The organism is Aeromicrobium sp. 636 (genome assembly GCF_024433585.1).
Classification (GTDB): Bacteria; Actinomycetota; Actinomycetes; order Propionibacteriales; family Nocardioidaceae; genus Aeromicrobium; species Aeromicrobium senzhongii.
On the sequence record NZ_WNJU01000001.1, the window covers coordinates 553890 to 579021 of the forward strand.

Genomic DNA, 25132 nt, shown 5'->3' on the forward strand with positions numbered 1-25132 from the left:
TCTAGGTCGTGGGCACCCGGGGCTCAGAAGGCGACGGGGTCGACCTGGATCCGCACCGGCGGTTCCTTGGCCGCGCTGCGCTCGGCGGCGACGCCCTTGAGGACCTTCGCCAGCGCCAGGCCCTCGCGTCGTGGCACGCGCAGGATGAGCCGGTCCCGGCCCGGCTCGACCGGGACCGGACCCAGCACGTCGACGAACGGCGGCCACTCGCGTGTCGAGAGCCCGGTGATGACGTCCGCGGGACCGTCGACCGTGGCCAGCCGACCGACCGGAGGCAGGTGGGTCTGGGCGCGGTCGGCCAGCTCGCGCGCCGCGACGCCCGCCGGGTCGGCGCGCACAAGTCCCTGCAGAATGCCGCTGTCGCCCACCGCGACCGCTCGGGCGCCGTACGCGGCCAGCGCGAGGGCGTTGAACCACCGCCGGTGCGACTCCTCGAAGACCCGGACGTCGTCGCGCGCCAGCATGAGCCAGGTGTCGAGCAGCACGACCACGGCATAGCCGCCGGGCACCACCGGCTCGGCTCCGGGAGTGGCCAGCACGAGAGCCGTCTCGTCGCGCTCGATGCGGTCCAGCACCGTCTGCCCGCCGGACGTGACGATCGCGCGGCCGGGGAACGCCGCGGCGAACTCCTCCGCCGTGCGCAGCTGCCCGACCACGGGGGCGCGCAGCCGCGTGCCGTGGCACTCGCCGCACTGCCACTGCGCCACCGTCGTGGCACACCAGCGGCAGACCAGGGGTGCGTCGGCACGGTGCTGCACGAGCGGTCCGGCACACGCGGGGCACTGGGCCGGGGTGCGGCAGCGGTCGCAGACCAGTGAGGTCCGGTAGCCGCGCCGGGGCACCTGGATCAGCACCGGGCCGTGAGCGGCTCGGACCATCTCGAAGACCGCGGCGGGCAGCCGTGCCGGCGCGGCGCCGTGCTCGGTCCCGTCGGTCACGTCGACCACGGGCCACTCCCGCCGGCGGGCGGGCTGGTCGCCCACGATCTCGGCGCACCAGCCCTGCTCGACGAGCGACTGCGCCTCGGCCGTGCGGGCGTGTCCGGCGATCAGGACGGCGGCACCGGTCTCGACGGCGCGGGTCAGCAGCACCTCGCGGGTGTGCGGGTAGGGAGCGCGCGGCTCGGCGTACAGGTCGTCACCGTCGTCCCAGATCACGACGAGACCAAGGTCATGGACCGGCGCGTAGGCGGCGCCTCGGGTCCCCAACACCACGCGCACCTCGCCGCGGGACACGCGCAGGAAGTTGCGGTAGCGCGCCGCGGGCTTGTCTGCGGCGGTCAGGGTCACGTGGGCGCCGGGACCGAGCGCCTCGGCGAAGACCGCGTCCCAGCGCGCGACGTCGCGCACGTCGGGCACGCAGACGACGGCACCGCGGCCCGCGCGGACGACGGCGGACACCGCCTCGGCGACGGCGCGCTCGGGCTCGTGGCGCGGCAGGGCGTTGAGGACGGCGCGGGGCGACTGGCCGGCGGCGAGCGCCTGCACGTAGGCCGCGCCGTGCACGTAGGCGTGCCACGACGCGTCACCGATGTCGGGCGGCCCGGGCGGCGTCGCACCGCCGGGATGGGCCTCGGCGCGGGCGTGCCGCGGCGGGATCGCCAGGCGCAGCACGTCGGCGATCGTGCCGGCGTACCGGTCGGCCACGTCACGGGCCAGCCGCGCGATCTCGGGCGTCAGGACCGGCTCGGGCGACACGACCTTCGCGATCGTCGCCAGCTTGCCCTCGTGGGCGGTGTCGTCGGCGAGCTCGAGCACGTAGCCGTCGACGAGGCGCCCGGCGAACCGCACCTTGATGCGGCACCCCGCCACGACCTCGAGGTCGTCGGGGACGGCGTAGTCGAACGGGCGGTCCAGATGCGACAGCGGCGTGTCGACGAGGATTCTCGCGACACGCCGCTGGGCGGGACTCACTCCGGTCAGAGGCCGGCTGCCGCGCGCAGGGCGTCGGCGCGGTCCGTGCTCTCCCACGGCAGGCCCGGGCGGCCGAAGTGACCGTAGGCGGCCGTCGCGGCGTAGATCGGACGCAGCAGGTCCAGGTCGCGCACGATCGCGGCCGGACGCAGGTCGAAGACCTCGAGCACGGCGTCGCGGATGGTGTCGACCGGGACGGTCTCGGTACCGAACGTGTCGACGTAGAAGCCGACAGGGCGGGCGACGCCGATCGCGTAGGCGACCTGGACCTCGGCCTTGGTCGCCAGACCCGAGGCGACGATGTTCTTGGCGACCCAACGCATCGCGTAGGCGGCCGAGCGGTCGACCTTGCTCGGATCCTTGCCGCTGAAGGCGCCACCGCCGTGACGGGCGTAGCCGCCGTAGGTGTCGACGATGATCTTGCGGCCGGTCAGGCCGGCGTCGCCCATGGGGCCGCCGATGACGAACTTGCCGGTCGGGTTGATGTGCGACTTGTAGTTCGATGCGTCGATGTCGTACTGGCTCAGGACCTCGTCGATGACGTGCTTCTTGAGGTCGGCGGGCAGCTGGGTCTCGAGGTCGACGCCCTCTTCGTGCTGGGTCGAGATGACGATGGCCTCGACGCGGACGGGCCGGTCGTTGTCGTCGTACTCGATGGTGACCTGGGTCTTGCCGTCAGGACGCAGGTACGGGAGCGTGCCGTCCTTGCGGACCTTGGTCAGCTGCTCGGAGAGGCGGTGCGCGATCGTGATCGGCAGCGGCATCAGCTCAGGCGTCTCGTCGCACGCGAAGCCGAACATCAGGCCCTGGTCGCCGGCGCCCTGCAGGTCGAGCGGGTCGGTGGCGCCGCCGACGCGGGCCTCCTCGGCCGTGTCGACGCCCTGGGCGATGTCGGGCGACTGCGCGTCCAGCGTGACCTGCACGGCGCAGGACTCGCCGTCGAAGCCCTTGGTGGACGAGTCGTAGCCGATCTCGAGCACGCGGTCACGGGCGATCCGTGCGATGTCGGCGTAGGCCTCGGTGGTGACCTCGCCGCCCACCAGGACCAGACCGGTGGTCACGAACGTCTCCGCGGCGACACGGCTCTTGGGGTCCTGCGCGAGCAGGGCGTCCAGGATGCTGTCGCTGATCTGGTCGGCGATCTTGTCCGGGTGACCCTCGGTCACGGACTCGGAGGTGAAAAGACGGCTCACGGTTACCTCTCTGGCTGATGGGCTACGACGTCGCGGACGTCGTGTCGACTGTAGTGGGCGTACGGTGACGCGCCCGGTTCATTCCACCCGTTGGACGACCGCGTCCCAGATGGCGTGGGCGATTTCGCCCTTCGCCGCCCGGGGCACCGGCTGCTCGGATCCATCGTCGGACAAGATGGTGACTTCGTTGTCGGGGCGCCCGAACACGCGCTCGGATCCGACGTCGTTGACCACGAGCAGGTCGCAGCCCTTGCGGGCCAACTTGGCGCGGGCGTGGTCCAGGACCGTGCCGTTCGCGTCGCCGGTCTCGGCGGCGAAGCCGGCGATGACCGGGGATCGACCCGTGCGGGTGCGCACGAGCTCGACGAGGATGTCGGGGTTCTCGGTCAGCTCGATCGTGGGCGCGACGCCGTCGGCCTGCTTCTTGATCTTGGCGTCGGCCATCGAGACGGGCCGGAAGTCGGCCGGGGCGGCCGCCATGACGACGGCGTCGGCCGACGCGGAGGCCTTGAGCATCGCCTCGCGCAGCTCGGCGGTGGTGACGACACGCACGACCTCGGCACCGGCCGGGACGTCGAGGCTGACGTTGGCGGCGACGAGCGTGACGGAGGCGCCGCGGGCCAGCGCGGCCTCGGCCAGGGCGATCCCCTGGCGGCCCGACGACCGGTTGCCCAGGAAGCGCACCGGATCGAGGAACTCGCGGGTGCCGCCGGCCGAGACGACGACGTGCCGGCCGGCGAGATCGCGCGGGCGCCCGTGCAGGACCTGCAGGCAGAAGGCGAAGATCGCCTCGGGATCGGGCAGGCGTCCCGGACCGGTGTCGGTGCCGGTGAGGCGCCCGGAGTCGGGGTCGATCACCAGGACGCCGCGCTCACGCAACGTCTCGACGTTGGCGACGGTGGCCGGGTGCTGCCACATCTCGGTGTGCATGGCCGGGGCCATGACCACCGGACACCGCGCCGTCAGCAAGGTGTTGGTCAACAGGTCGTCGGCCAGCCCGTGGGCGGCCCGCGCCAGGGTGTTGGCGGTGGCCGGCACCACGACGACGAGGTCGGCGGTCTGGCCGAGCTTGACGTGCGGGACCTCGGGGACGTTCTCGAAGACGCCGGTCTGGACCGGGTGGCCCGACAGCGCCTCCCACGTCGGCGCGCCGACGAACTCGAGTGCGGCATCGGTGGGGACGACGCGGACGTCGTGCCCCGCCTCGGTGAACAGCCGCAGCAGCAGCGCCGCCTTGTAGACGGCGACGCCTCCGGTGACGCCGAGGACGATGCGACTCATCGCGAGAGGCTCAGGCCTCGTCGGTGGACGCGGCGGCGTCGGGCGTGATGTCCTCGACGGTCAGCAGGCCGGCGTTGATCTCGCGCAGCGCGATCGACAGGGGCTTCTCCTGGACCTGCGTCTCGAGCAGCGGGCCGACGTACTCGAGCAGGCCCTCGCCCAGCTGGGAGTAGTAGGCGTTGATCTGACGGGCGCGCTTGGCGCTGTACAGGACCAGCTTGTACTTGGAGTCCGCCTTCTCGAGCAGGTCGTCGATCGGCGGGTTGGTGATGCCTTCGGCAGCAGAACGTGTCGTGGACACTCAGAATCTCCAGAAGTGTGGTGGGGTCACCCGGCAGGGTCGGCCGTCGGGTGGGATCTGAACAAGTCTACCAACTCGCGCCCCGCTTCATCGACTTCGGTGTTGACGATGGTGGTGTCGAACTCCGAGACCGCCGCCAACTCCTCGCGCGCCGTCTCCAGGCGTCGCTCGCGCTCGGCCTCGGTCTCGGTGCCGCGCCCGACGAGGCGCTTGACCAGTTCCTCCCAGCTGGGCGGTGCCAGGAACACCAGGTACGCCTCGGGCATGTGCTCGCGCACCTGGCGAGCGCCCTGCAGGTCGATCTCGAGCAGGACCGACTCGCCCTCGGCCAGTTTCGCCTCGACCGCGGCGCGCGGGGTGCCGTAGCGGTTGACCCCGTGGACGACGGCCCACTCGAGCAGACCGTCGGTGGCGACCAGCCGGTCGAACTCCTCGTTCGAGACGAAGTGGTAGTGCTTGCCGTCGATCTCGCCGGGGCGGGGCGGACGCGTCGTCGCCGAGACCGACATCCAGATCTCGGGGTGGTGCTCGCGCACCCACGCCGCGACGGTGCCCTTGCCGACGGCGGTCGGGCCGGCCAGGACGATCAGTCGGCCGCGCACGGCCCCGTGCCGGTCAGCCACGACGGGCGATCTCGGCGATGAGGCCCTTGGCCTGGTTGGCCCCGAGGCCGCGCAGGCGCCGGCTCTGGGCGATCTTGAGGTCGTCCATGATCTGCTGGGCGGTCAGCTTGCCGATGCCCGGGATGCTCTGCAGCAGGTCGAGCACCTTGATCTTGGCGATCGCCTCGTTGCGCTCGGCCTCGGCGAGCACCTGGGCGACCGAGGCACCGGAGTGACGCAGCCGGTTCTTCACCTCGGCGCGCACCTGGCGCGCCTCGGCAGCCTTGGCCAGCGCCTGGCGGCGCTGTTCGTCGGTCAGTTCGGGCAGTGCCACGATCAACTCCTCACTTCTGGGACAGGTCGATGCCGCACTCGGCGTCCACGTTCTCGACGACCGTGACCCGCTGGGACTTCGTGTCGTTGAAGGCCTCGTGGGCCGCGGTGATGCGGTCGATGTCCTCCTTGGACAGCGCGTTCACCTTCACCTCGTCCTTCATGTCCTGGAGGCGGAAGTCGGCCTTGCGGTGCGCGACGACGACCCTGCGGGTGGCCTTGGCGATCGCCTGCCACTCCTTCTTGACCTCCGCCGGTGCGACCTCGGCGATGTCCTGCGTGACCTCGGCGTACGAGGCGAAGGCGGTGTCGGTCTGCTTGCCGAAGGAGGTCAACGGCTCCTTGGCCTCGTCGATCGCGTCGCAGTACGGACCGCCACCGGAGCATCCCGCCACCGTGCCGAGACCGAGGACCAGGCAGAGCATCAGGATGGGTCGTCGCACCCCGACAGGCTACCTGCGCGGGTCGATTGGACAGCGCTCCGTGTCGGCGTGTATCAGGCCGACCCCTTCTCGACTCGTCCCGGATGTGCGCACAATGAAACCTGTGACCGACAGCAAGTCACACGAACCAGCAGAAGCCGACGACGGCCCGTGGATCCGCTCCGGCGAGGCCTTCGCACGCTGGCGTGACGGAGACCGAGCAGCGATCGACGAGCTCGTGCGCGAGATGACCCCGGTGCTGTGGCACGTGGTCCGCGCCTACCGGCTCGATGAGGACGTCTGCGAGGACGTCATCCAGTTCACCTGGCTGACCCTGGTGCGCAAGGCCGACGCGGTCGAGAACCCCCGCGCCGTGGCGTCGTGGTTGATCATCACCGCCCGGCGCCAGGCGTGGCGCGTCGCCACGCGCAACCGCCGCGAGGACGCCACCGACGACGAGGTGCTGGCGCCGGTCCTGCCGACCACGCGCGCCGCCGAGTCCGAGGCCGTCGAGGCCGACGAGAACCATCGGCTCTGGCACGCGGTCGCGCAGCTGAACGAACGGTGCCAGCGGTTGTTGCGGGTGATCGCGTTCGACGACCGGCCCGACTACCACCACATCTCCGAGGACCTCGGCATGCCCGTGGGCAGCATCGGCCCGACGCGGCGCCGCTGCCTCGAGAAGCTCAAGTCCGTCATCGCCAAGGGGGCCTCGTCATGACTGAACGCGAACCGGTCTTCAGCGACCTCCGGGCCATGTACGAGGCCATCGACCCGCCGCCGGCGCACCTGGCCGACGCCATGATCGCCGTGATCGCCGCCGAGGACCTCGACAACGAGTACGAGTTGCTGAGCCTGGTCAACCGCAGCACGGCGCTGGTCGGCACGCGCGGCTCCGGCCCGCTCACGATCGAGTTCGCCTACGACGACGTCACGGTGTTGGTGCGCGTGACCGAGGGACCGACGTCCGACACCCGCCGCATCGACGGCTGGGTCACCCCGGCCCACGACGGCGGGGCCCGGCTCCAGCGCGGAGACGATGCCCTGACGGCCGACCTCGTCGCCGGACGGTTCGAGTTCGACGAGGTGCCCGCCGGCCTGGTGCGCATCTGGTTCGAGGTCGCGGACCGCGACAACCTCGCCACCCCGACCTTCGAGATCTGAGGAGCACCATGGCCCCCGAGGACAACGGCCACCGCCGGACCCCGCGGTTCGAGTCGTTCGACGACTGGACGCGCGCCCGATCGATCGCCGAGGAGCAGGGCCGCCTGCTCGCGGCCGAGTCCGGGGCGCTGGTCGACGGTGTGCGGGCGAACCCGACCGCCTACCTCAGCACTCGGCTCCTGGTGTCGACGCTGATCGACGTCGACGCGGCGATCGCCCTGTTGCGCGATGCCGCGCGGGCGTTCGACTGGCTCGTCGAGGAGGACCCCGACTTCCCCCGCATCACGCTCGACGAGTCACCCCAGGAGCGTCGCGAGCGCCTCGAGCGCTACCCGTGGGCCGCCGGTGTGCTCGGCCTCGCCCGGGTGGTCATCTCGGCCACCCAGAACTCCCCCACGCGCCCGCCGGACGCCTGGACGCTCCTGCAGGCGGCGCGAGCCAGCTCGCCGGACGGCGACCTGCTGCGGGGCATCGGCCTGGACCACGTCCTGTCGACCTCGCCGCTCACCCGCGGGAACCCCCTCACGCGGGGCAACCCGCTCACCCGGGGCAACCCGTTGACCCGAGGCAATCCCCTGACGCGAGGCAACGGAGTCGACTCGTACGCCGACCAGGGCAGCGGGGGCCGTCAACCCGTCTCGTACGTCGGCCCGGCTCCGGGCCGTGCCCCGGACGACCCCGACGGGCCGCGTCGCGCCCGGATCGGAGTGGTCGACACGGGCTGCGGGGCCCATCCCTGGTTCACCGTCGCCGTGCACGACGGCAGCGGGCTGTTGCCGGGCGCGACGATCGGCCGGACCGACACGGCCACCGACCCCGAGTCCGTGGGTGACGTCTCCGGACCGCTGGACGGCTCGCTCGACGAGGCCTCCGGTCACGGCACGTTCATCGTCGGTCTGCTCCATCAGGGTGCGCCCGACGCCGACATCCACTGGTGGCGGGTCCTGGACTCCGACGGCACCACGCCCGAGTCCGACCTCGCGACGGTGCTCATGCGGATCGCCCAGCTGGTGCGCCTCGGCGACACCGGTGGCGGACTCGACCTCGACGTCCTCAACCTCTCGTTCGGGTACTACCACGAGACACCGGTCGACCACCTCTTCGACCCGACGCTCTACGAGATCCTCGCCGCGATCGGCCGGACCGGAACCGTCGTCGTCTGCTCGTCGGGCAACGACGCCACCACTCGCCCGATGTTCCCGGCGGCGTTCGCTCCGTGGGACGGCGCCGACCAGATCGTGGTCCACGACCCCCGCAGCACTCCGATCGTGGCGGTGGGCGCGCTCAACCCGAACGCCGTCACCGACGCGCTGTACTCGAACGCCGGGCCCTGGGTCGCCGTGCATCGCCCCGGCTCGTCCCTCGTCAGCACCGTGCCACCGTTCCAGGGCGGACTCGAGCCCGTCGCTCGGATCCGCCATGGCTCGCGGGTCCGCGAGGCGATCGACCCGGACGACTACCGAGGCGGTTTCGCCGTGTGGAGCGGGACCTCGTTCGCCGCCCCCGTGTTCGCGGCGGAGCTCGCCCAGCGTCTCAGCCGCGAGCTGCCGCCACCCGACGCACCTGAACGTCCGGCCGAGGAGATCGTCCAGCAGAACGCGTCGGTCGTGGCCAAGCTCGTCGCCGCTCGACCATGATGGAGGCATGCTCACCGCGCAGGAGCTGCACCGTCGGGGGCTCGAACACCTCCACCAGTGGCGGTACGCCTCGGCACGCCGTGAGTTCCAGCGCGCCCTGACCCGCGACCCGTCGCTGGAGTTGCAGGCGCGGATCCTGGTCAGCCTGGCCCTGGCAGTGACGGAGCTGGGCGAGCCCGAGACAGGTCTCGAACTGTGCGGGCAGGCCCATGGCCTCGGCGTCGACTCGCCGCAGGTCACCGCGCTCATCACGAGCCAGGAGGCGGCGCTGCACCAGCGGCGCGGCGAGTACGACCGATCCTTGGCGCTCTACGAGCAGTCGATCGACCACCTGCCCGACGCGTCCTTGGAGCTCGCCAACAGCCTCAACGATCTGGGTGTCGTCCGGCTGCGACTCGGCGACTTCGCCGCGGCCGAGCGCGACTTCGCCCGCGCCGCTGCCGCCTTCCAACAACTTGGCGACGCGGTGGGCCACGCGACGGCGCAGCACAACAGCGGTTACGCGGCGATGCGCCGGTGGGACCTCGCCACCGCACTGCGCCTGATGGAGGCGGCACGTCCCGTCCTGGCCGAGGGCTCGCAGGTGGCGCTGGCGCTCGTCGACCAGGACCGGGCCGAGGCACTGCTCAACGCCGGCATGGCCAGCGAGGCGATCGGCCTGCTGGAGGCCAGCGCCGCGATCCTGGGACGACACCGCCACCACCAGATGCGGGCGGAGTGCGACCTGGTCGCCGCCCGAGCCCTGCTGGCCACGGACCCGCAGCGGTCCCGGCGACTCGCGCGCCTCACGGCACAGCGACTGCGCCGGATCGGGAGCGAGTCATGGGCTCTTCGCGCCGAGATCCTCGAAGCGGTCGCGCAGGCGCGCATCGCCACCGTGCCCGCGGCTTGGTTGCCGTGGACGGACCGGTTGGCTGCCGCCCTGCGCGAGCGCCGCCTCGATCACGAGGCACAGTTGCTCGATCTCAACGCCGCCCGCGCCGCGATCGCCGTGGGCGACCTGACCGCGGCACGGAACCGGATGCAGCGCAGCCGCACCACCAGCACCGACTCCCTCACCGAGCGGCTGCTCGAGCGGGCCGCAATGGCCGATCTCGCGCTGGCCGAGGGGTCCCGTGACGACGCCTTGGCGCATCTGCGCGCGGGACTGGGTCTCCTCCACGACTGGCAGTCGACGTTCGGCAGCCTCGACATGATGAGCTCGGTGGTCGGCCACGGCCGCGGACTCGCCGCATCGGGCATCCGCCTGACGCTGGACGGCGGATCGCCCGAGCTGGTCTTCGAGTGGTCGGAGCGCGCCCGGGCGCTGACGACACGGGTCGTTCCCGTGCGACCGCCCCGCGACGGCGCCACGGCCGCAGACCTGATGGAGATCCGTGCGCTGACCGTGGCCGAGCCCGAACCGGACACGAGCGCGGCCCGGCGACTCGAGAACCTGCGCGAGCGCGTCCGGCAACGGGCGTGGCTGGACGCGGGCTCCGGCGAGGTGAACGAGATCTGCGCGCTCGACGACCTCGAACGGGCGCTGGGTCACGACAGCGCCCTGGTCAGCTACGTGTGGGACGGCGCCGCGCGGATCAGCGCCCTCGTCGTCACCGATGCGGCCCGCTCCGTGGTCGACCTGGGCGCGTCCGGTCCGATCCTGCGCCTGCTCGGCGGCCTGCGTGCGGACCTCGACGTCAGCGCAGGGCGCTCCGGTGACGCCATCGCTCGCGTGGTGCGGGCAGGTCTGCTGCGTCGTCTGGGTGAGGTGGGCGATGCGCTCGTCGCGCCGCTCCTCGACCGGGTCGGCGATCGGCGCGTCGTCGTCACCCAGGCCGGCGTCCTCGCCGGCATCCCGTGGTCGATGCTTCCCGGCTTCGCGGGACGGCCCGTCACGGTCGCCTCCGCGGCCACCCGCTGGCTGGCCACCCGCGGCCTGCCGCAGCCGCGCCGAGCAGCCTTCGTGGCCGGGCCCGAGGTGGTCCGAGCCACGGAGGAGGTCAAGCAGTCGGCGGCGCGATGGCCGCGAGCAGTGACGCTCACCGACGACGCAGCGACGGTCGCCGCCACCTTGGCCGCCGCGGGACAGGTCGACCTGCTGCACATCTCCGCGCATGGCCGCCACGCGGTGGAGAACCCCCTCTTCTCGGGTCTCCGGCTGGCCGACGGACCCCTCTTCGGCTACGACCTCGACGAACTGGCCCGAGTGCCCGACGTCGTGATCCTCTCGGCCTGCGAGGTGGGCCGATCGACGCAGCGCTGGGCCGAGGAGTCGCTCGGCATGGTCAACGCGTGGCTGCACGCGGGCGCCCGCTGCGTCATCGCCTCACCGGCCGCCGTCGCCGACGACGAGGCCTGCGAGCTCCTGCAGGACGTACACCGGCTCATGGCCGGTGGCACTCCCCCGGCCGTCGCGCTGGCCGAGGCCACGGCCGACCGGCCGACCTCGTTCGTCTGCTTCGGCGCCGGCTGGTGACTCGTAGCCCCGCCGCGCACGATGTGCAGCGTTGCGCACCTTCTGAGGCCTCAGAAGGTGCGCAACGCCACAACTCATCTTCGCTCAGGCACCACGGGTGAACGGCGCAGCGAAAGCCACCACGGCATAGGCGGTCACGCCGACGAGGAACCACACGAGCAGGGGTCCGAAGCCGAGCAGCAGCAGGACATCGCCCACGCTGATGACTGCGGCGAGCGGGCGAACCGGGATGGAGTCACCGAACGCCCAGTCGATGAGGGCTGCGGGCTCCGCCCAGACGTAACCTGGCGCCAGAGTGGTCGTGTCCAGGCCTGCATGGTGGGTCGACGCGGCGACGACAAGCGTCATCGCGATCGCGATCACGACGCCGATGATCAGCCACTCCCCCGAGTTCGGCACGCCAGGAACGTAACCGGTCAGAAGCGTGGGACGACAAACCGATCATCCACGATGCGGTCGCGTTGCGACATGAGAGTCACCAGGGGCAGGCGAGGCCGCTTTTCTCCGAGATCCCGGGCTAGAGCAGGGACAGCGAGTCGTTAGCCGCAGCGGCGGCGGCACGCAGCGCGATGACGTCGGGGCCCTTCGCCAGCACCTCGCGGGAGGTGCTGGGGATGATCGAGTCGAGGACCGACCCGAACAGCTCGCGCAGGTGCTCGACCGTGCCGCCCTGGGCGCCGAAGCCCGGCACCAGGATCGGCCCGTTGATGTCCAGGCGCCGCGCGTCGACGTGGGCCACGCGCGCCCCGATGACGGCACCGAAGGAGCCCATCGGCTCGGCACCCTCGTTGGCCAGCGCCAACTGGGCCAAGGTCTGGTCGCCGACCGTCATCCCCGACGAGGTCGTCGCGGTCTGCAGGCGGATCGCCTCGGGGTTCGAGGTGAACGCCAGCACGAACACGCCGGCGTCGTTCTTCTCGGCGGCCGCGAAGAACGGCGTCAGCGACCCGAAGCCCAGGTACGGGCTGACGGTGATCGCGTCGGCGGCCATCGGGGCGTCGTCGTCGAGGTAGGCGTCGGCGTAGGCCTCGGTGGTGCTGCCGATGTCCCCGCGCTTGACGTCCAGGATCGTCAACGACCCGGTGTGCCGCAGGTCCTGCAGCGTGCGCTCGAGGATGGCGACGCCGCGGGCGCCGAAGCGCTCGAAGAAGGCCGACTGCGGCTTCACGAACGCGACCTTGCCGGCGAACGCCTCGACGCAGGTGGCGGCGAACCGGTCGAGTCCCTCGACCGAGTCCTCCAGCCCCCACTCCTCGAGCAGATGAGGGTGGGGGTCGATGCCGACGCACAGCGGACCGTACGCCTGCATCGCCACCTGGGCGCGACTGCCGAAGCTCATCGCGTCACCGTCTCCGCCCAGGACTGCAGCGAGCGGACGCCGATGCTGCCGGCGATCTCGGCCTCGATGCCCTGGACCGCCGCGGCGAGCGCCTGCACCGTCGTGAGGCACGGGATGCCCTCGGCCACGGCGGCCGTGCGGATCTCGTAGCCGTCGATGCGCGCGTTCACACCGCTGCCCAGGCCGTGCGGGGTGTTGACGATCAGCTGGACCTCGCGGTCGTTGATCTTCTCGACCACCGTGCTGCCGGTCGAGCCCTCCTCGTGCAGCTTGCGCAGGACCGTGGCCTGGACGCCGTTGCGCTGCAGGACCTCGGCCGTGCCGCTGGTGGCCAGGATCTCGAAGCCGAGATCGGCCAGACGCTTGATCGGGAAGATCATGTGGCGCTTGTCGCGGTTGGCGACCGACACGAACACCGTGCCCGAGGTGGGCAGGCCGTTCTGCGGACCGGACGCCGACTGGCTCTTGGCGAACGCCGAGCCGAACGAGGCGTCGATGCCCATGACCTCACCGGTCGAGCGCATCTCGGGGCCGAGCAACGTGTCGACATATCGACCGTCGTAGGTCCGGAAGCGGTTGAACGGCATGACCGCCTCCTTGACCGCGATCGGCGCGGTGGCCGGCAGTCGGCCTCCGTCACCCTCGGCGGGCAGGACACCGGCGGTGCGCAGGTCGGCGATGGACTCGCCGAGCATGATCCGGGCGGCGGCCTTGGCCAGCGGCGTCGCGGTCGCCTTGGAGACGAACGGCACGGTGCGCGAGGCGCGCGGGTTGGCCTCGAGCACGTAGAGCGTGTCCGAGCTGAGCGCGAACTGGATGTTCAGCAGGCCGTGGACACCGACACCGCGGGCGATCGCTTCGGTCGAGGCGCGGATCCGGTCGATCTCGAGGCTGCCCAGGGTGATCGGGGGCAGGGCGCACGCCGAGTCGCCGGAGTGGACCCCGGCCTCCTCGATGTGCTCCATGACGCCGCCGAGGAACAGCTCCTCGCCGTCGAACAGCGCGTCGACGTCGATCTCCACCGCGTCGTCGAGGAAGCGGTCGACCAGCACGGGCCGGTCGGGCGAGATCTCGGTGGCGTTCTCGATGTAGGACGAGAGCGACTCCTCGTCGTACACGATCTCCATACCGCGGCCGCCGAGCACGTAGGACGGGCGCACCAGGACCGGGTAGCCGATCTCGTCGGCGATGCGCTTGGCACCGTCGAACGTGGTGGCGGTGCCGTGCTTGGGCGCGGGCAGACCGGCCTCGGCCAGGACGCGGCCGAAGGCACCGCGCTCCTCTGCCAGGTCGATCGCCTCGGGCTGGGTGCCCACGACGGGCACGCCGTTGGCCTTGAGCCCGGCTGCGAGGCCCAGCGGAGTCTGGCCACCGAGCTGCACGACGACGCCCGCGATGGGGCCGGCCTGCGACTCGGCGTGCACGACCTCGAGCACGTCCTCGAGCGTCAGCGGCTCGAAGTACAGCCGGTCGCTCGTGTCGTAGTCGGTCGAGACGGTCTCGGGGTTGCAGTTGACCATGACGGTCTCGTACCCGGCATCGGACAGCGCGAGCGACGCGTGGACGCACGAGTAGTCGAACTCGATGCCCTGGCCGATGCGGTTCGGGCCGGAGCCCAGGATCAGCACCGCCGGACGCTCACGCGGCTCGACCTCGGTCTCCTCGTCGTAGGACGAGTAGTGGTACGGCGTCTTGGCCGCGAACTCGGCCGCGCAGGTGTCGACGGTCTTGTAGACCGGACGGACGCCCAGGGCGTGCCGGACGCCGCGGACGACGTCCTCGGACATGCCGCGGATGCGACCGATCTGCGCGTCGGAGAAGCCGTGGCGCTTGGCGTGGCGCAGCAGGTCGGGCGTCAGCCGCTCGGCCGCCGTCAGTTCGGCCGCGACCTCGTTGAGCAGCGCCAGCTGGTCGACGAACCACGGGTCGATGCGAGTGGCCTCGAAGACCTCGTCGGCGGTGGCGCCGGCACGCAGCGCGTCCATGACCAGCTTGAGCCGGCCGTCGTGCGGCACGGAGGCGCGCTGCAGCAGGTCGTCCTTGTCCAGATCGACCCACTCGCGCTCCCACGAGAACGCGGCGGCGGGCCGGTCGAGCGAACGCAGCGCCTTCTGCAGGGCCTCGGTGAAGTTGCGGCCGATCGCCATGGCCTCGCCGACGGACTTCATGTGCGTCGTCAGCGTGGCGTCGGCGGCCGGGAACTTCTCGAACGCGAACCGCGGCACCTTGACGACGACGTAGTCCAGGCTCGGCTCGAAGCTGGCCGGGGTCTCCTGCGTGATGTCGTTGGGGATCTCGTCGAGCGTGTAGCCGATGGCGACCTTGGCGGCGATCTTGGCGATCGGGAAGCCGGTGGCCTTCGACGCCAGCGCCGAGGAGCGCGAGACGCGGGGGTTCATCTCGATGACGACGATGCGGCCGTCCTCGGGGTTGACCGCGAACTGGATGTTGCAGCCGCCGGTGTCGACGCCGACCTCGCGGATGACACCGATCGAGATGTCGCGCAGGCGCTGGTACTCGACGTCGGTCAGCGTCATGGCCGGGGCGACGGTGATCGAGTCGCCGGTGTGGACGCCCATCGGGTCGAGGTTCTCGATCGAGCAGACGATCACCACGTTGTCGGCGGTGTCGCGCATGACCTCGAGCTCGTACTCCTTCCAGCCGAGGATCGACTCCTCGAGGAGCACCTCGGTGGTAGGGCTGAGCGCCAGGCCGCTGCCGGCGATGCGCAGCAGGTCCTCGTGGTCGTACGCCAGGCCGGAGCCGGAGCCGCCCATCGTGAACGACGGACGAACGACGACCGGGTAGCCGCCGAGCTCCTCGACGCCGGCCTCGCACTCGGCCATCGTGTGGCAGATGACGGACTTGGCGACCTCGGCGCCCCACTCGGCGGGCAGGCCCTCGACGATCCGCTTGAACGACTCGCGGTTCTCGCCCTTCTCGATCGCGTCGATGGACGCGCCGATCAGCTCGACGCCGTACTTCTCGAGGATGCCGCGCTTGTCCAGCTCGATGGCCGCGTTGAGGGCGGTCTGGCCGCCCAGGGTGGCCAGCAGCGCGTCGGGACGCTCCGCGGCGATCACCTTCTCGACGTACTCGGGCGTGATCGGCTCGACGTACGTGGCGTCGGCGAACTCCGGGTCGGTCATGATCGTGGCCGGGTTGGAGTTGACCAGGATGACCCGCAGGCCCTCCTCGCGCAGGACGCGGCAGGCCTGGGTGCCGGAGTAGTCGAACTCGGCCGCCTGGCCGATGACGATCGGGCCGGACCCGATGACGAGAACGGACTCGATGTCAGTGCGCTTCGGCACGAGCTGCCTCCATGAGGTCGGTGAAGCGGTCGAAGAGGTAGCCGGCGTCGTGCGGACCCGCGGCGGCCTCGGGGTGGTACTGGACGCTGAACCCGGGCTGGTCCAGCAGGGCGATGCCCTCGACGACGTCGTCGTTCAGGCACACGTGGGTGACCCGAGCCGGCCCGAAGGGCGTCTCGAAGTCCTCGTCGAGCGGCGCGTCCACGGCGAACCCGTGGTTGTGCGCGGTGATCTCGACCTTGCCCGTCGTGCGGTCCTGCACCGGCTGGTTGACCCCGCGGTGTCCGTACTTGAGCTTGTAGGTGCCGCGTCCGAGGGCGCGGCCGAAGATCTGGTTGCCCAGGCAGATGCCGAAGTACGGCGTGCCACGTTCGAGGACGCCCTGGACCAACTCGACCTGGTGGTCGGCGGTGGCCGGGTCGCCGGGGCCGTTCGACATGAAGACGCCGTCGGGCTCGATCGCGAGGACCTCGTCGAGCGAGGCCGTGGCGGGCAGCACGTGCACCTCGATGCCGCGCTTGGCCATGAGCTTGGGGGTCATGCCCTTGATGCCCAGGTCGAGCGCGACGACCGTGTACTTCTTCTCACCCTCGGCCGGGACGACGTGCGCCTCGGGGACGGTGACGTCGGCGAGGTAGTTCGAGCCGGTCATGCCCGGCGCCTGCTGCACCTGCTCGAGCAGCTGCTCGGGGTCGAGGACCTCGGTGCTGATGCCGGCACGCATGGAGCCGCGCTCACGCAGGTGGCGCGTCAGGGCGCGGGTGTCGATGCCGCTGATGCCGACGACGCCCTGCTCGGCGAGCAGCTCGTCGAGGGTGCGGTCGGAGCGCCAGTTGGAGCGCTGGCGGGCGGGGTCGCGCACGACGTAGCCGTCGACCCAGACCCGGCCGGACTCGAAGTCCTCGGGGTTGGCGCCGGTGTTGCCGATGTGCGGGGCCGTCATGACGACGATCTGGCCGCGGTACGACGGGTCGGTGAGCGTCTCCTGGTAGCCGGTCATGCCGGTGTTGAAGACGATCTCGGCGATGGTGGTGCCGGTCGCGCCGTAGGAGCGGCCGCGGAAGGTGCGTCCGTCCTCGAGCACGAGGATGGCGGGGGTGAACGTCACTGCAGCTTTCCTTCCAGGACGGTGGGCTTGCCGGCGAGGAACGTCGCGACCACGCGGCCGGGAAGTTCCCTTCCGGCGTACGGCGTGTTGCGCGAGAGGCTCGCGGTGTCGGCGGGCTCGATCGTACGCTTCGCCGTCGGGTCGTAGAGAACCACGTGGGCGGGCTCGCCGATCGCCAGCGGGCGGCCGTGGGTGGTGGCGCGGCCGATGCGCGCCGGATTGGCGCTCATCACCTCGGCGACGCGGGCCCAGGTGAGGGCGCCGGTGTCGACCATGGTCTGCTGCACGATCGACAGAGCGGTCTCGAGACCGATCATGCCGAAGGCCGCGGCCTGCCACTCGCACTCCTTGTCCTCCATGGGGTGCGGTGCGTGGTCGGTGGCGACGATGTCGATCGTGCCGTCGGCCAGGCCCTCGCGGACGGCGAGGACGTCGTCCTTGCTGCGCAGCGGCGGGTTGACCTTGTAGATCGGGTCGTAGCTGCGGACCAGCTCGTCGTCGAGCAGCAGGTGGTGGGGCGTGACCTCGGCGGTGACGTCGATGCCGCGGCTCTTGGCCCAGCGCACGATCTCGACCGAGCCGCGCGTGGACAGGTGGCACACGTGCAGGCGGCTGCCGACGTGCTCGGCCAGCAGGACGTCGCGGGCGATGATCGCCTCCTCGGCGACCGCGGGCCAGCCGGTGAGGCCGAGCTCGCCCGAGAGCGGGCCCTCGTTCATCTGGGCGCCCTCGGTGAGACGCGGCTCCTGCGCGTGCTGGGCGATGACGCCGTCGAACGCCTTGACGTACTCCAGGGCGCGGCGCATGAGGACTGCGTCGCTGACGCACTTGCCGTCGTCGCTGAAGACGCGGACCTGGGCGGCCGAGTCGGCCATCGCGCCCAGCTCGGCGAGGTGCTCCCCCGCCAGGCCGACGGTGACGGCACCGATGGGCTGGACGTCGGCGTAGCCGTGCTCGCGGCCGAGGCGCCAGACCTGCTCGACGACGCCGGCGGTGTCGGCGACGGGCTCGGTGTTGGCCATCGCGAAGACGCAGGTGAAGCCGCCCTTGGCGGCGGCCTGGGTGCCGGTGAGGACGGTCTCGGCGTCCTCGCGGCCCGGCTCGCGCAGGTGGGTGTGCAGGTCGACGAGGCCGGGCAGGGCGATGAGGCCCTCGGCGTCGACGACCTCGTCACCGCTCAGGTCGGTGCCGATCTGGGTGATGACACCGCCCTCGATCAAGATGTCGGCCACCTCGTCGCCCAGGATGCGGGCGCCCTTGATGACGGTGCTCATGCTGTTTCTCCTTCGGTGGCGCCGCCCAGCAGCAGGTACAGGACGGCCATGCGGACGGCGACGCCGTTGGTGACCTGCTCGACGATGACGGACCGGTCGCTGTCGGCGACGTCGGCTCCGATCTCCATGCCGCGGTTCATCGGTCCGGGGTGCATGACGATGGCGTGGTCGGGCAGGCGGTTCATGCGGGCGACGTCGAGCCCGTAGCGGCGGCTGTACTCGCGGGCGCTCGGGAAGTACGAGGCGTTCATCCGCTCGCGCTGGACGCGCAGCATCATCACCGCGTCGGCCTTCTCGAGGCTCGCGTCGAGGTTGTACGAGGTCTGGACGGGCCAGGTCTCGACGCCCACCGGCAGCAGCGTCGGCGGGGCGACGAGCGTGACGTTGGCACCGAGCGTGTCGAGCAGCAGCGCGTTCGAGCGGGCGACGCGGCTGTGCAGGACGTCGCCGACGATCGTGACGTTCTTGCCCTCGAGGTCGCCCAGGCGCGAGCGCATCGTGAACGCGTCGAGCAGCGCCTGGGTGGGGTGCTCGTGGGTGCCGTCGCCGGCGTTGACCACCGCGCCGCGCGTCCACTCGGAGGTGGCGAGGCGATGCGGGGCGCCGGAGGCGTGGTGGCGGATGACGACCGCGTCGGCGCCCATGGCCTGCAGGGTCAGCGCGGTGTCCTTGAGGGACTCCCCCTTGCTGACGCTGGAGCCCTTGGCGCTGAAGTTGATGACGTCGGCCGAGAGGCGCTTGGCCGCGGCCTCGAAGCTGATCCGCGTACGGGTCGAGTCCTCGAAGAACAGGTTGACGATCGTGCGGCCGCGCAGGGTGGGCAGCTTCTTGATGGGCCGCTTCGCGACGCTGAGCAGCTGCTCGGCGGTGTCGAGGATCAAGGTGGCCTCGTCGCGGCTCAGGTCACCGGCGCTCAGGAGGTGCTTCATGCGTCACTCCCCTCGATCGAGACCGAGTCGGCGGCGCCGTCGGTCTCGGTGAGCCGGACGCGGACCTTCTCGGTCTTCGAGGTGGGCAGGTTCTTGCCGACGAAGTCGGCCCGGATCGGCAGCTCGCGGTGGCCGCGGTCGACCAGGACGGCGAGCTGCACGGCCTTCGGGCGTCCGAGGTCGCTGAGCGCGTCGAGCGCGGCCCGGATCGTGCGGCCGCTCATCAGCACGTCGTCGACCAGGACGACGACGCGACCGTCGATGTCCTCGGGGACGTTGGTGGCCTCGAGTGCGCGGGGTGCCTTCAGGCGCAGGTCGTCGCGGTACATCGTGACGTCGAGAGCGCCGGGCTTGATGGTGGTCCCCTCGACCTCGGCCATCTTCGCGGCGATGCGCTCGGCGAGTTCGACGCCGCGGGTGGGAATCCCCAGGATCACCACGCCTTCGGCGTCGCGATTGCGCTCGAGGATCTCGTGGGTGATGCGTGTCAGCGCACGCGAGATGTCGGTGGCATCCATGACGGTGCTCAAAGCCGACCTCCTTCTCCGCCTCACAGGACGGTGGTTAAAGGATGGTTCTCGTCGAGGTTATCAGTGCGGACTCACCCGCCCTCCGGGACCCGCCATCGCCCTTGCGAACCCGTCCCCGTGCACCACGGCCACAGATGCGTCCCGCCGGATTCCCGTGGGTGGCCCATGATCGGCGAGTCGTTCTGGTTGGTCTCCGAGCACCGGCAGCGCGCACGTGCTGACAGACGACGACCCCACCCACGGTGGTCAGCACCACGGTCCCGATGACAAGGGAATCGGTGAAGCCCCACACGACGGTGAGGACTGAAGTTGAGCAAGGCTCGGATTTCTTCGAATGGCACCGCAGACTGGTCATCGAGGCGACGATTCGGGCATGGACTTCGCGCGATCGGTCTTGGCCGCACTCGACCCGCTTCTCGTCCCGGTGGGCTTCGCCCCCGGGCAAGCCTCCGATACCCATGTCATCTACTGTGCGGGCCACGACGACCTGAGCGATCGGTTCCCGGGCCTGCCCCAGTCGAACGATCAGCCACGCGACACCGGCGCCTGCATTGACCTTGCAGTCGGACACGGTCGCGGTGTGGAGGTCGACTTCGAGGGCATTTCTCTACCGGACACCTTCCGTGCACTCCGACTCGAGGAGGATGCGTCGAGAGCCGAGGAGCTGGAGGGCGTTCCCTTCGAGGCGGCGATGGCGCCCTTGGCAGAACTCCTCGCACGGCTCCTTCACGCGGCAGCTCCGTGACCACGTCGCCCTACGTGTCGGACACGCGATGGGCGCCCGGGGCCCATTCCGCCGCGTTGAGAGCACGCCTCAGCCCTCACCCGCGTGCCGCCGAGCGGTGTTCGGGACACGACGGTCCTGGCCGTGGACACTTGGGTCATGTTCTTGGGCGCGGGCGCTGCTGCAGACGCCGGAGACATCCATTTCGATCTCGAACGAGGAACCGAATTTGAGATCGACGGGGACGGGACCCTCCACATTCGAAGCGACTACAGGTCGTTCGCGCTGGCCCCGACCGGCGAGGTCATCGCGCCCATGCCACCGACCGCTCCGCCCCAGGTGTGGTCGTGGTGGTCGGCCAGTGCGTTCTGCTGCGGTGTCGGAATCCTGATGCTCCTCGTGACTTCGGTCGCCCGCGACAATGGCTGGTCGTCGCGGGGGCAGATCGTGACGCTCGTCGCCACCGTGGTCGCGGCGATCGGGATGGTGGCGACGTCGGTCCTGATCTGGCGCCACGGGCGCGAAACTAGCTCGGAGCGGAACGCAGTCGTCGCTTCGGCTAGGAACGCGACCGGCCTGCCACTCACTCGACGTCAGGCCCGCCGATTCGTCTCGGCGACCAAGGACTACATCGTCGCCGCCGACGGGACGGCCTGGGCAGTTCATGAGAGCGACATCTACCGAGGTGACCGAACGGCCTGAGGTCGCGTCACTCCGGGTGTTCAGTCGCACCCAGTGCCGTCGCCGTCCCGGTCCAGCCGGTACGGGTCGCCGCCGGTCACGGCGACCGAGTGGCCGATCTCGCCACAGTCGAGGTCGTCAACGATCGGCAAGCATGGTTCGTACCCGGCCATGCAGTCCTTCGCTGGAGCCTTGGTCTTGCGGGGCTTCTTGACGAGAGGGACCGGTGCCGCAGACTTCCGGCAGCCCGGCTTGGCGGCCGACGCCAAGGCACGGTCGAGTCGACGACCCAGGTCCGGGTTCTCATGGCGGAACTGATCGAGGTAGCGGCCGTCGCCGAGTCCGCGCTTGGCGAGCTGGACATTGAGCGACCTGCCCTTCGGATCGAACACCTCCGCGACCGCGCGGCCGTACGTGTCGGTCGCGTACGCGTCGACCGTGAAGCCGTCGCTGAGGAACTTGCGCGTAAAGGCGGTCGCCTCAGGACCACACTTCTCGTTTCGTTCCGGTGCGTTGACGAGCCCCAGGCGGTACTCCTTGCCATCTGATCCCACCGAGGAATCGCCGTCCTTCTGGTCCGTCATGAAAATGAGGACCACTGGTTCTGCTGTTGGTTCCTCGGTGGGCGTGGGAGACGGTTCAGGGCTGGGCGTGGTCTGCTCCGCCGTCGGAGCAGATTCGGTTGCCTGGACGGACTGCGGCTTGGGGTCGTCGGCGGTGTCCGGGGTGGCGGCATTTCCGAGGGCCCCGAACCCCAGGAGTGCAGCGCAGCCGGCCACCACCCAGACCTGCCACCGACGAGTCCACGGAACCTTCGCACTCGCCGGGGACTTCCCGGCTGCGAGACCGGTGGGCGGCGTCGGCTGGTCAGCATCCTGCGCGTGCGGGTAGTTGCTCGCCGTGTGGTCGGTCCACGCCGCACCGTCCCAGTAACGCAGCTCGCCCTGCGCATCTGGATACCAGCCGGCCGGCGGAAGGGGACCGTTCGTCATGCGGCGAGCGTCCCACGAGCGGCCGTCGAGAAATGCCGAATCGAGTAAGAACCGTGCGACGTCGACCATCCAACTGGAAGCGGATGCCGAGGACTTCGCTGGGTGGGTAACCCGTGAACTTCCATGTGGTGATTCGGCGTGGGTGCTCGGGGAACACGGACCCGCGGGCGTCTCTCCCCACGTCGTCACAGTCAGCCAGTTCTGCCGTCGAGAACTTCGTGGCCCCGTGCTCGGCGATGCCGACGGAGGTGTAGATGATGCCGTCCACTCTCACCTGAGTGTCGCAGTCACTCGCAATGTGTCCCCTTGCGCCGCGAAAGAGCCACGCGGCGACCGCGGATGGGATCAGCGGACGGGTCACGTGGCCCGACGACCCGCGCACCGCGCCGGCCACCCAGCGCACGAACACGAGGCGACGGCGACTGGCAGGACCGCTCCTGCTCAGAACCCCGGCTGCCGACTGGCCGGTGGACGTTCGTCGGCCCCCGGGTAGGCCGGCAAGGGCTGCGGCCCCGCGGTCAGGAGGTGGTGGTGCTGCCAGGCCCAGTACACGAGCTGCCCAGCGACCACCGAGCCGAGCGAACCGAGCGCCATGTCGCCCAGCGTGTCGGCATACCGGTCGACGATGCCCGAGGTGCTGAGGAAGGCGTAGTACTCGGCGATCTCCCAGACGAGCGCTGCGGTCACCCCGAAGGCGAGGGAGCGCTCGAGCACCTGTGCACGCGTCGCCCGCGGCGACAGAGTGAGGAGGACGAACGCCGCAGTCAGCACGCCGGTGTTGACGAAGTGCATCAGGTCGTCGAACCGTCGGACCGTGTCGTAGAGATCCATCCGGTTGCCCAGCGTGTCCGTGAAGCAGGTGAGGGTCACCAGCAGGTCCACGAGCCACGGAAACGTCACCCGGCGGCGCCAGATCAGGAACCACGCGGCGGGGATGATGAACGCCGCCAGTGGATAGCCGACCGCCCGCGCGGTGGCGCCCTTGCCCTCAAGGTGGCCGAGCTCGGGGTACCGGAGCGCGGTCATCAGCAGGAGCAGGAGCATCGCCTTGGCCGCCACGTCGAGGACGATGATCACCCCCCGAACCGGAGGGCGGGCCGGAACCACGGTGAGTTCGCTCACGCAACCCACGCTAGCCGGATTTTACGTAAGCGGGCCGAGGAGTCGGGACCCCCGCGGGCATCTGGTGGCACTGCTGGCGGCCACCGACAGCAACCGGGCACCAGCATTGGTGAGGCGGGGCCACGCCCTTCCCGCGTGAAGGCGGCGTCGACCGAACCGCAACAGTGTTGGTCCGACAAGCGGTCGGAACTGATCCCCTAGTGCAGGTCTCGCGATCTTCGCGCCCCTGATCATGGCGTTGAGCGGCCCCGACCAGCCGGACGTCAGGCTGACCGACTTCGACGTGGCCCAGGAGCACCCGGCCGAGGGATAGGCGGGTGTCACGTCATCAGTTACAACGTGGGTATGGACCCTTTCACCATCACCGCCATCGGCTCGGTCCGCAACGACCGCACCGACGTCCAGCACTCGGACCAGTGGGGTGCGGTTCGCAGCACCATCACGGTCGATGAGCGGTTCGGCGACAGGTGCCTCCAAGGCCTGGAGGGCTTCTCGCACGTCGAGGTGCTCTTCGTCTTCGACCAGTTCGAGGAGCTCGACGACCACCGCGAGCCGAAGCCCTACCGCGGTCGCACCGACCTGCCGTCGGTCGGCGTCTTCGCGGGCCGCGCGCCCCGTCGGCCGAACCGCATCGGGGTGACCTGCTGCGCGATCGAGTCGGTCGACGGTCGGGAGCTGACCGTGATCGGCCTCGACGCCGTCGCCGGCACCCCGGTCGTCGACCTCAAGCCGGTGATGCGCGAGTTCCTCCCGACAGACGTGCGCCAACCCGCATGGGTTGGCGACGTCATGTCCGAGTACTTCGAGCCCTGAGGCGGTCTACACCTTCAGCTTGTCGACGGTCTTGGTGATCTTCTCGCCGTCCCTCTCCAGGAACACGATCTCGCCGAACTCCAACGTCGACCAGTCCTCGGTGCTCTCGGTCAGCGGCTCGGAGGCGAAGATGACGGAGGTCGCCTCGTCGGCGGTGGTCTCCTCGAAGTCGTACGTCGGGCCGTCGTAGTCGAAGTTGCGACCCATCAGCAGGTACATCGGCTCCAGGAGCATCGAGAGGGCGTAGTCGTCCGTGCCCGGACCGGACTTGCGCAGCTCGCGCCAGTCACCCTCTGGATCCGGCTCTCCCTGGTGCCCGGTTCCGACGTTGACGCCGATGATCCGGTTGGGGGAGACCAGAGCCATCTTCAGTTTGGCCAGCGCCGGCAGATCGAGATCCTCCATCGCCTGCACGAGGAGTCGGATGACCTCCTCGAAGGCGCGCTTCACGTCCTCGTCGCTGTTGCTCTCGAGCACCGAGAGCAGGAGCACGTAGAGGAACTCCGTGTCCGTGGTGCCCACCATCTGCTCGAGGTACTCGTCTTTACAGTGCTGCAGCAGCTCGCGCTGCAGGAGCTGCCAGTTCGGCACGTCGCCGTTCTGCGCGACGATCCACGGAGTCCCCTCGAAGGAGAACGGGTGACAGTTCTCGTCGGCCAGCACCGTCTTGGCGTTGTAGTCCGCCGCCCTCACATGGGCGAGCATCGTGCTGACCTGGAGGCTGGGCACGATTCCGGCGACGTTGTCGTCGTAGAAGGCCGCCATCGGTCGGTGGTAGAGGAAGGGCTTCTCCGGCTTGAGCAGGTGCTCGCCCCACGCCCCGAAACCCCAGCCGGCCAGTTGCAGCTGCGGGTGGCGCTCCGGGTCGAGGGACTGGTTGATCAGGCTGTTCTCGGGCTTGATGAGCAGATCCTCAAGCGGAACTTCGGACCCGAGATAGGCGAGAACGCGGCACATGGGCTTCCTTCACTGTTGGAGGGCTGACGTGGTGTCGACGCAAGCCTC

Annotated in this window: 24 protein-coding genes and 1 pseudogene; 7 read left to right on the forward strand and 18 right to left on the reverse strand. The window is 70.3% G+C overall.

Translation table 11 applies throughout. The features are described from left to right. Positions 1-23: 23 nt before the first annotated feature. The 7 genes from GL325_RS02690 to GL325_RS02720 all read right to left on the reverse strand — a co-directional run bounded on the left by GL325_RS02690 (position 24) and on the right by GL325_RS02720 (position 6066). Positions 24-1913, reverse strand: a complete 1890-nt coding sequence (locus tag GL325_RS02690; protein ID WP_255955437.1) for a primosome assembly protein PriA — start codon at positions 1911-1913, stop codon at positions 24-26. Between the two features lie 5 nt (positions 1914-1918). Further along, a complete protein-coding gene (gene metK / locus GL325_RS02695) occupies positions 1919-3106 on the reverse strand; it encodes a methionine adenosyltransferase (protein ID WP_187411895.1) in 1188 nt (395 codons plus the stop codon). A 78-nt stretch (positions 3107-3184) separates the two neighbouring features. Then, a complete protein-coding gene (gene coaBC / locus GL325_RS02700; RefSeq protein ID WP_154595107.1) occupies positions 3185-4387 on the reverse strand; it encodes a bifunctional phosphopantothenoylcysteine decarboxylase/phosphopantothenate--cysteine ligase CoaBC in 1203 nt (400 codons plus the stop codon). Positions 4388-4397: 10 nt separating this feature from the next. Then, positions 4398-4688 carry a DNA-directed RNA polymerase subunit omega gene (gene rpoZ / locus GL325_RS02705; RefSeq protein WP_187411894.1) on the reverse strand — a complete coding sequence of 97 codons (291 nt, stop codon included), beginning with the start codon at positions 4686-4688 and terminating at the stop codon, positions 4398-4400. 26 nt (positions 4689-4714) lie between these two features. Beyond that, entirely contained in the window at positions 4715-5311 is a 597-nt protein-coding gene (gene gmk, locus GL325_RS02710; RefSeq protein WP_222865873.1) for a guanylate kinase, read from the reverse strand. Then, complete coding sequence (gene mihF, locus GL325_RS02715) at positions 5304-5624, reverse strand: integration host factor, actinobacterial type (protein ID WP_187411893.1); 321 nt, start codon at positions 5622-5624, stop codon at positions 5304-5306. Before mihF ends, gmk begins: the two co-directional genes overlap by 8 nt. 10 nt (positions 5625-5634) lie before the next feature. Next, on the reverse strand, positions 5635-6066 hold the full coding sequence (locus GL325_RS02720) for a hypothetical protein (protein WP_154595109.1): 432 nt from the start codon (positions 6064-6066) through the stop codon (positions 5635-5637). Positions 6067-6169: 103 nt separating this feature from the next. Here GL325_RS02720 and GL325_RS02725 point away from each other — a divergent pair, with 103 nt between their 5' ends. The 4 genes from GL325_RS02725 to GL325_RS02740 are packed head-to-tail and all read left to right on the forward strand — an operon-like array spanning position 6170 to position 11304. After that, positions 6170-6766, forward strand: a complete 597-nt coding sequence (locus tag GL325_RS02725; RefSeq protein ID WP_255467395.1) for an RNA polymerase sigma factor — start codon at positions 6170-6172, stop codon at positions 6764-6766. Then, entirely contained in the window at positions 6763-7209 is a 447-nt protein-coding gene (locus GL325_RS02730; RefSeq protein ID WP_154595111.1) for a hypothetical protein, read from the forward strand. Before GL325_RS02725 ends, GL325_RS02730 begins: the two co-directional genes overlap by 4 nt. Before the next feature lie 8 nt (positions 7210-7217). Beyond that, on the forward strand, positions 7218-8846 hold the full coding sequence (locus tag GL325_RS02735; RefSeq protein WP_154595112.1) for a S8/S53 family peptidase: 1629 nt from the start codon (positions 7218-7220) through the stop codon (positions 8844-8846). Between the two features lie 7 nt (positions 8847-8853). After that, complete coding sequence (locus GL325_RS02740; RefSeq protein ID WP_187768526.1) at positions 8854-11304, forward strand: CHAT domain-containing protein; 2451 nt, start codon at positions 8854-8856, stop codon at positions 11302-11304. An 84-nt stretch (positions 11305-11388) separates the two neighbouring features. Here the strand turns inward: GL325_RS02740 and GL325_RS02745 are convergent, their stop codons facing one another. From GL325_RS02745 to pyrR, 7 genes are all read right to left on the reverse strand, one after another. Further along, positions 11389-11703, reverse strand: coding sequence for a hypothetical protein (locus GL325_RS02745; protein WP_187768527.1), 315 nt, complete (start codon positions 11701-11703; stop codon positions 11389-11391). 118 nt (positions 11704-11821) lie between these two features. Further along, positions 11822-12643 (reverse strand): orotidine-5'-phosphate decarboxylase, encoded by an 822-nt coding sequence (gene pyrF / locus GL325_RS02750; RefSeq protein WP_154595114.1) that lies wholly within the window; start codon positions 12641-12643, stop codon positions 11822-11824. Continuing rightward, positions 12640-15954: a carbamoyl-phosphate synthase large subunit gene (gene carB / locus GL325_RS02755; RefSeq protein WP_187411891.1), complete on the reverse strand. Its 3315-nt coding sequence runs from the start codon at positions 15952-15954 to the stop codon at positions 12640-12642. The genes pyrF and carB overlap by 4 nt, the downstream gene beginning before the upstream one ends. Next, the gene (carA, locus tag GL325_RS02760) at positions 15938-17062 is read right to left on the reverse strand and encodes a glutamine-hydrolyzing carbamoyl-phosphate synthase small subunit (protein WP_187411890.1); all 1125 of its coding nucleotides are present in this window, start codon (positions 17060-17062) and stop codon (positions 15938-15940) included. The genes carB and carA overlap by 17 nt, the downstream gene beginning before the upstream one ends. After that, on the reverse strand, positions 17059-18336 hold the full coding sequence (locus tag GL325_RS02765; protein WP_187768528.1) for a dihydroorotase: 1278 nt from the start codon (positions 18334-18336) through the stop codon (positions 17059-17061). The genes carA and GL325_RS02765 overlap by 4 nt, the downstream gene beginning before the upstream one ends. Beyond that, on the reverse strand, positions 18333-19265 hold the full coding sequence (locus tag GL325_RS02770; protein WP_154595116.1) for an aspartate carbamoyltransferase catalytic subunit: 933 nt from the start codon (positions 19263-19265) through the stop codon (positions 18333-18335). Before GL325_RS02770 ends, GL325_RS02765 begins: the two co-directional genes overlap by 4 nt. Further along, the gene (gene pyrR / locus GL325_RS02775; RefSeq protein WP_255499328.1) at positions 19262-19795 is read right to left on the reverse strand and encodes a bifunctional pyr operon transcriptional regulator/uracil phosphoribosyltransferase PyrR; all 534 of its coding nucleotides are present in this window, start codon (positions 19793-19795) and stop codon (positions 19262-19264) included. Before pyrR ends, GL325_RS02770 begins: the two co-directional genes overlap by 4 nt. 373 nt (positions 19796-20168) lie before the next feature. On the opposite strand from pyrR, the gene GL325_RS02780 reads away from it, so the two are divergent. Continuing rightward, the gene (locus GL325_RS02780; protein WP_154595117.1) at positions 20169-20540 is read left to right on the forward strand and encodes a hypothetical protein; all 372 of its coding nucleotides are present in this window, start codon (positions 20169-20171) and stop codon (positions 20538-20540) included. A 123-nt stretch (positions 20541-20663) separates the two neighbouring features. Then, positions 20664-21221, forward strand: a complete 558-nt coding sequence (locus tag GL325_RS02785) for a hypothetical protein (protein ID WP_187768529.1) — start codon at positions 20664-20666, stop codon at positions 21219-21221. Positions 21222-21241: 20 nt separating this feature from the next. On the opposite strand, the gene GL325_RS02790 is transcribed toward GL325_RS02785, so the two are convergent. The 3 genes and pseudogenes from GL325_RS02790 to GL325_RS02795 form a co-directional block, all read right to left on the reverse strand. Next, a complete protein-coding gene (locus GL325_RS02790; protein ID WP_187768530.1) occupies positions 21242-22261 on the reverse strand; it encodes a DUF2510 domain-containing protein in 1020 nt (339 codons plus the stop codon). A gap of 58 nt (positions 22262-22319) precedes the next feature. Continuing rightward, a pseudogene (locus GL325_RS16060) lies at positions 22320-22601 on the reverse strand (hypothetical protein); the annotation flags it as partial. Between the two features lie 32 nt (positions 22602-22633). Next, a complete protein-coding gene (locus GL325_RS02795; protein ID WP_187768531.1) occupies positions 22634-23314 on the reverse strand; it encodes a hypothetical protein in 681 nt (226 codons plus the stop codon). A gap of 345 nt (positions 23315-23659) precedes the next feature. Here GL325_RS02795 and GL325_RS02800 point away from each other — a divergent pair, with 345 nt between their 5' ends. After that, positions 23660-24127, forward strand: a complete 468-nt coding sequence (locus GL325_RS02800) for an SAM-dependent methyltransferase (RefSeq protein ID WP_187768532.1) — start codon at positions 23660-23662, stop codon at positions 24125-24127. A gap of 6 nt (positions 24128-24133) precedes the next feature. Here GL325_RS02800 and GL325_RS02805 read toward each other — a convergent pair whose 3' ends face one another. Further along, positions 24134-25084, reverse strand: a complete 951-nt coding sequence (locus GL325_RS02805; protein WP_154595122.1) for a class II glutamine amidotransferase — start codon at positions 25082-25084, stop codon at positions 24134-24136. Between the last annotated feature and the right edge of the window lie 48 nt (positions 25085-25132).

Coding starts and splice junctions, on each gene's coding strand:
- GL325_RS02765 (WP_187768528.1), bottom strand. CDS start 18,336: ATGAGCACCGTCATCAAGGGCGCCCGCATCCTGGGCGACGAGGTGGCC.
- GL325_RS02800 (WP_187768532.1), top strand. CDS start 23,660: ATGGACCCTTTCACCATCACCGCCATCGGCTCGGTCCGCAACGACCGC.
- GL325_RS02780 (WP_154595117.1), top strand. CDS start 20,169: ATGGACTTCGCGCGATCGGTCTTGGCCGCACTCGACCCGCTTCTCGTC.
- GL325_RS02735 (WP_154595112.1), top strand. CDS start 7,218: ATGGCCCCCGAGGACAACGGCCACCGCCGGACCCCGCGGTTCGAGTCG.
- coaBC (WP_154595107.1), bottom strand. CDS start 4,387: ATGAGTCGCATCGTCCTCGGCGTCACCGGAGGCGTCGCCGTCTACAAG.
- GL325_RS02730 (WP_154595111.1), top strand. CDS start 6,763: ATGACTGAACGCGAACCGGTCTTCAGCGACCTCCGGGCCATGTACGAG.
- GL325_RS02740 (WP_187768526.1), top strand. CDS start 8,854: ATGCTCACCGCGCAGGAGCTGCACCGTCGGGGGCTCGAACACCTCCAC.
- pyrF (WP_154595114.1), bottom strand. CDS start 12,643: ATGAGCTTCGGCAGTCGCGCCCAGGTGGCGATGCAGGCGTACGGTCCG.
- GL325_RS02805 (WP_154595122.1), bottom strand. CDS start 25,084: ATGTGCCGCGTTCTCGCCTATCTCGGGTCCGAAGTTCCGCTTGAGGAT.
- GL325_RS02790 (WP_187768530.1), bottom strand. CDS start 22,261: ATGGTCGACGTCGCACGGTTCTTACTCGATTCGGCATTTCTCGACGGC.
- GL325_RS02770 (WP_154595116.1), bottom strand. CDS start 19,265: ATGAAGCACCTCCTGAGCGCCGGTGACCTGAGCCGCGACGAGGCCACC.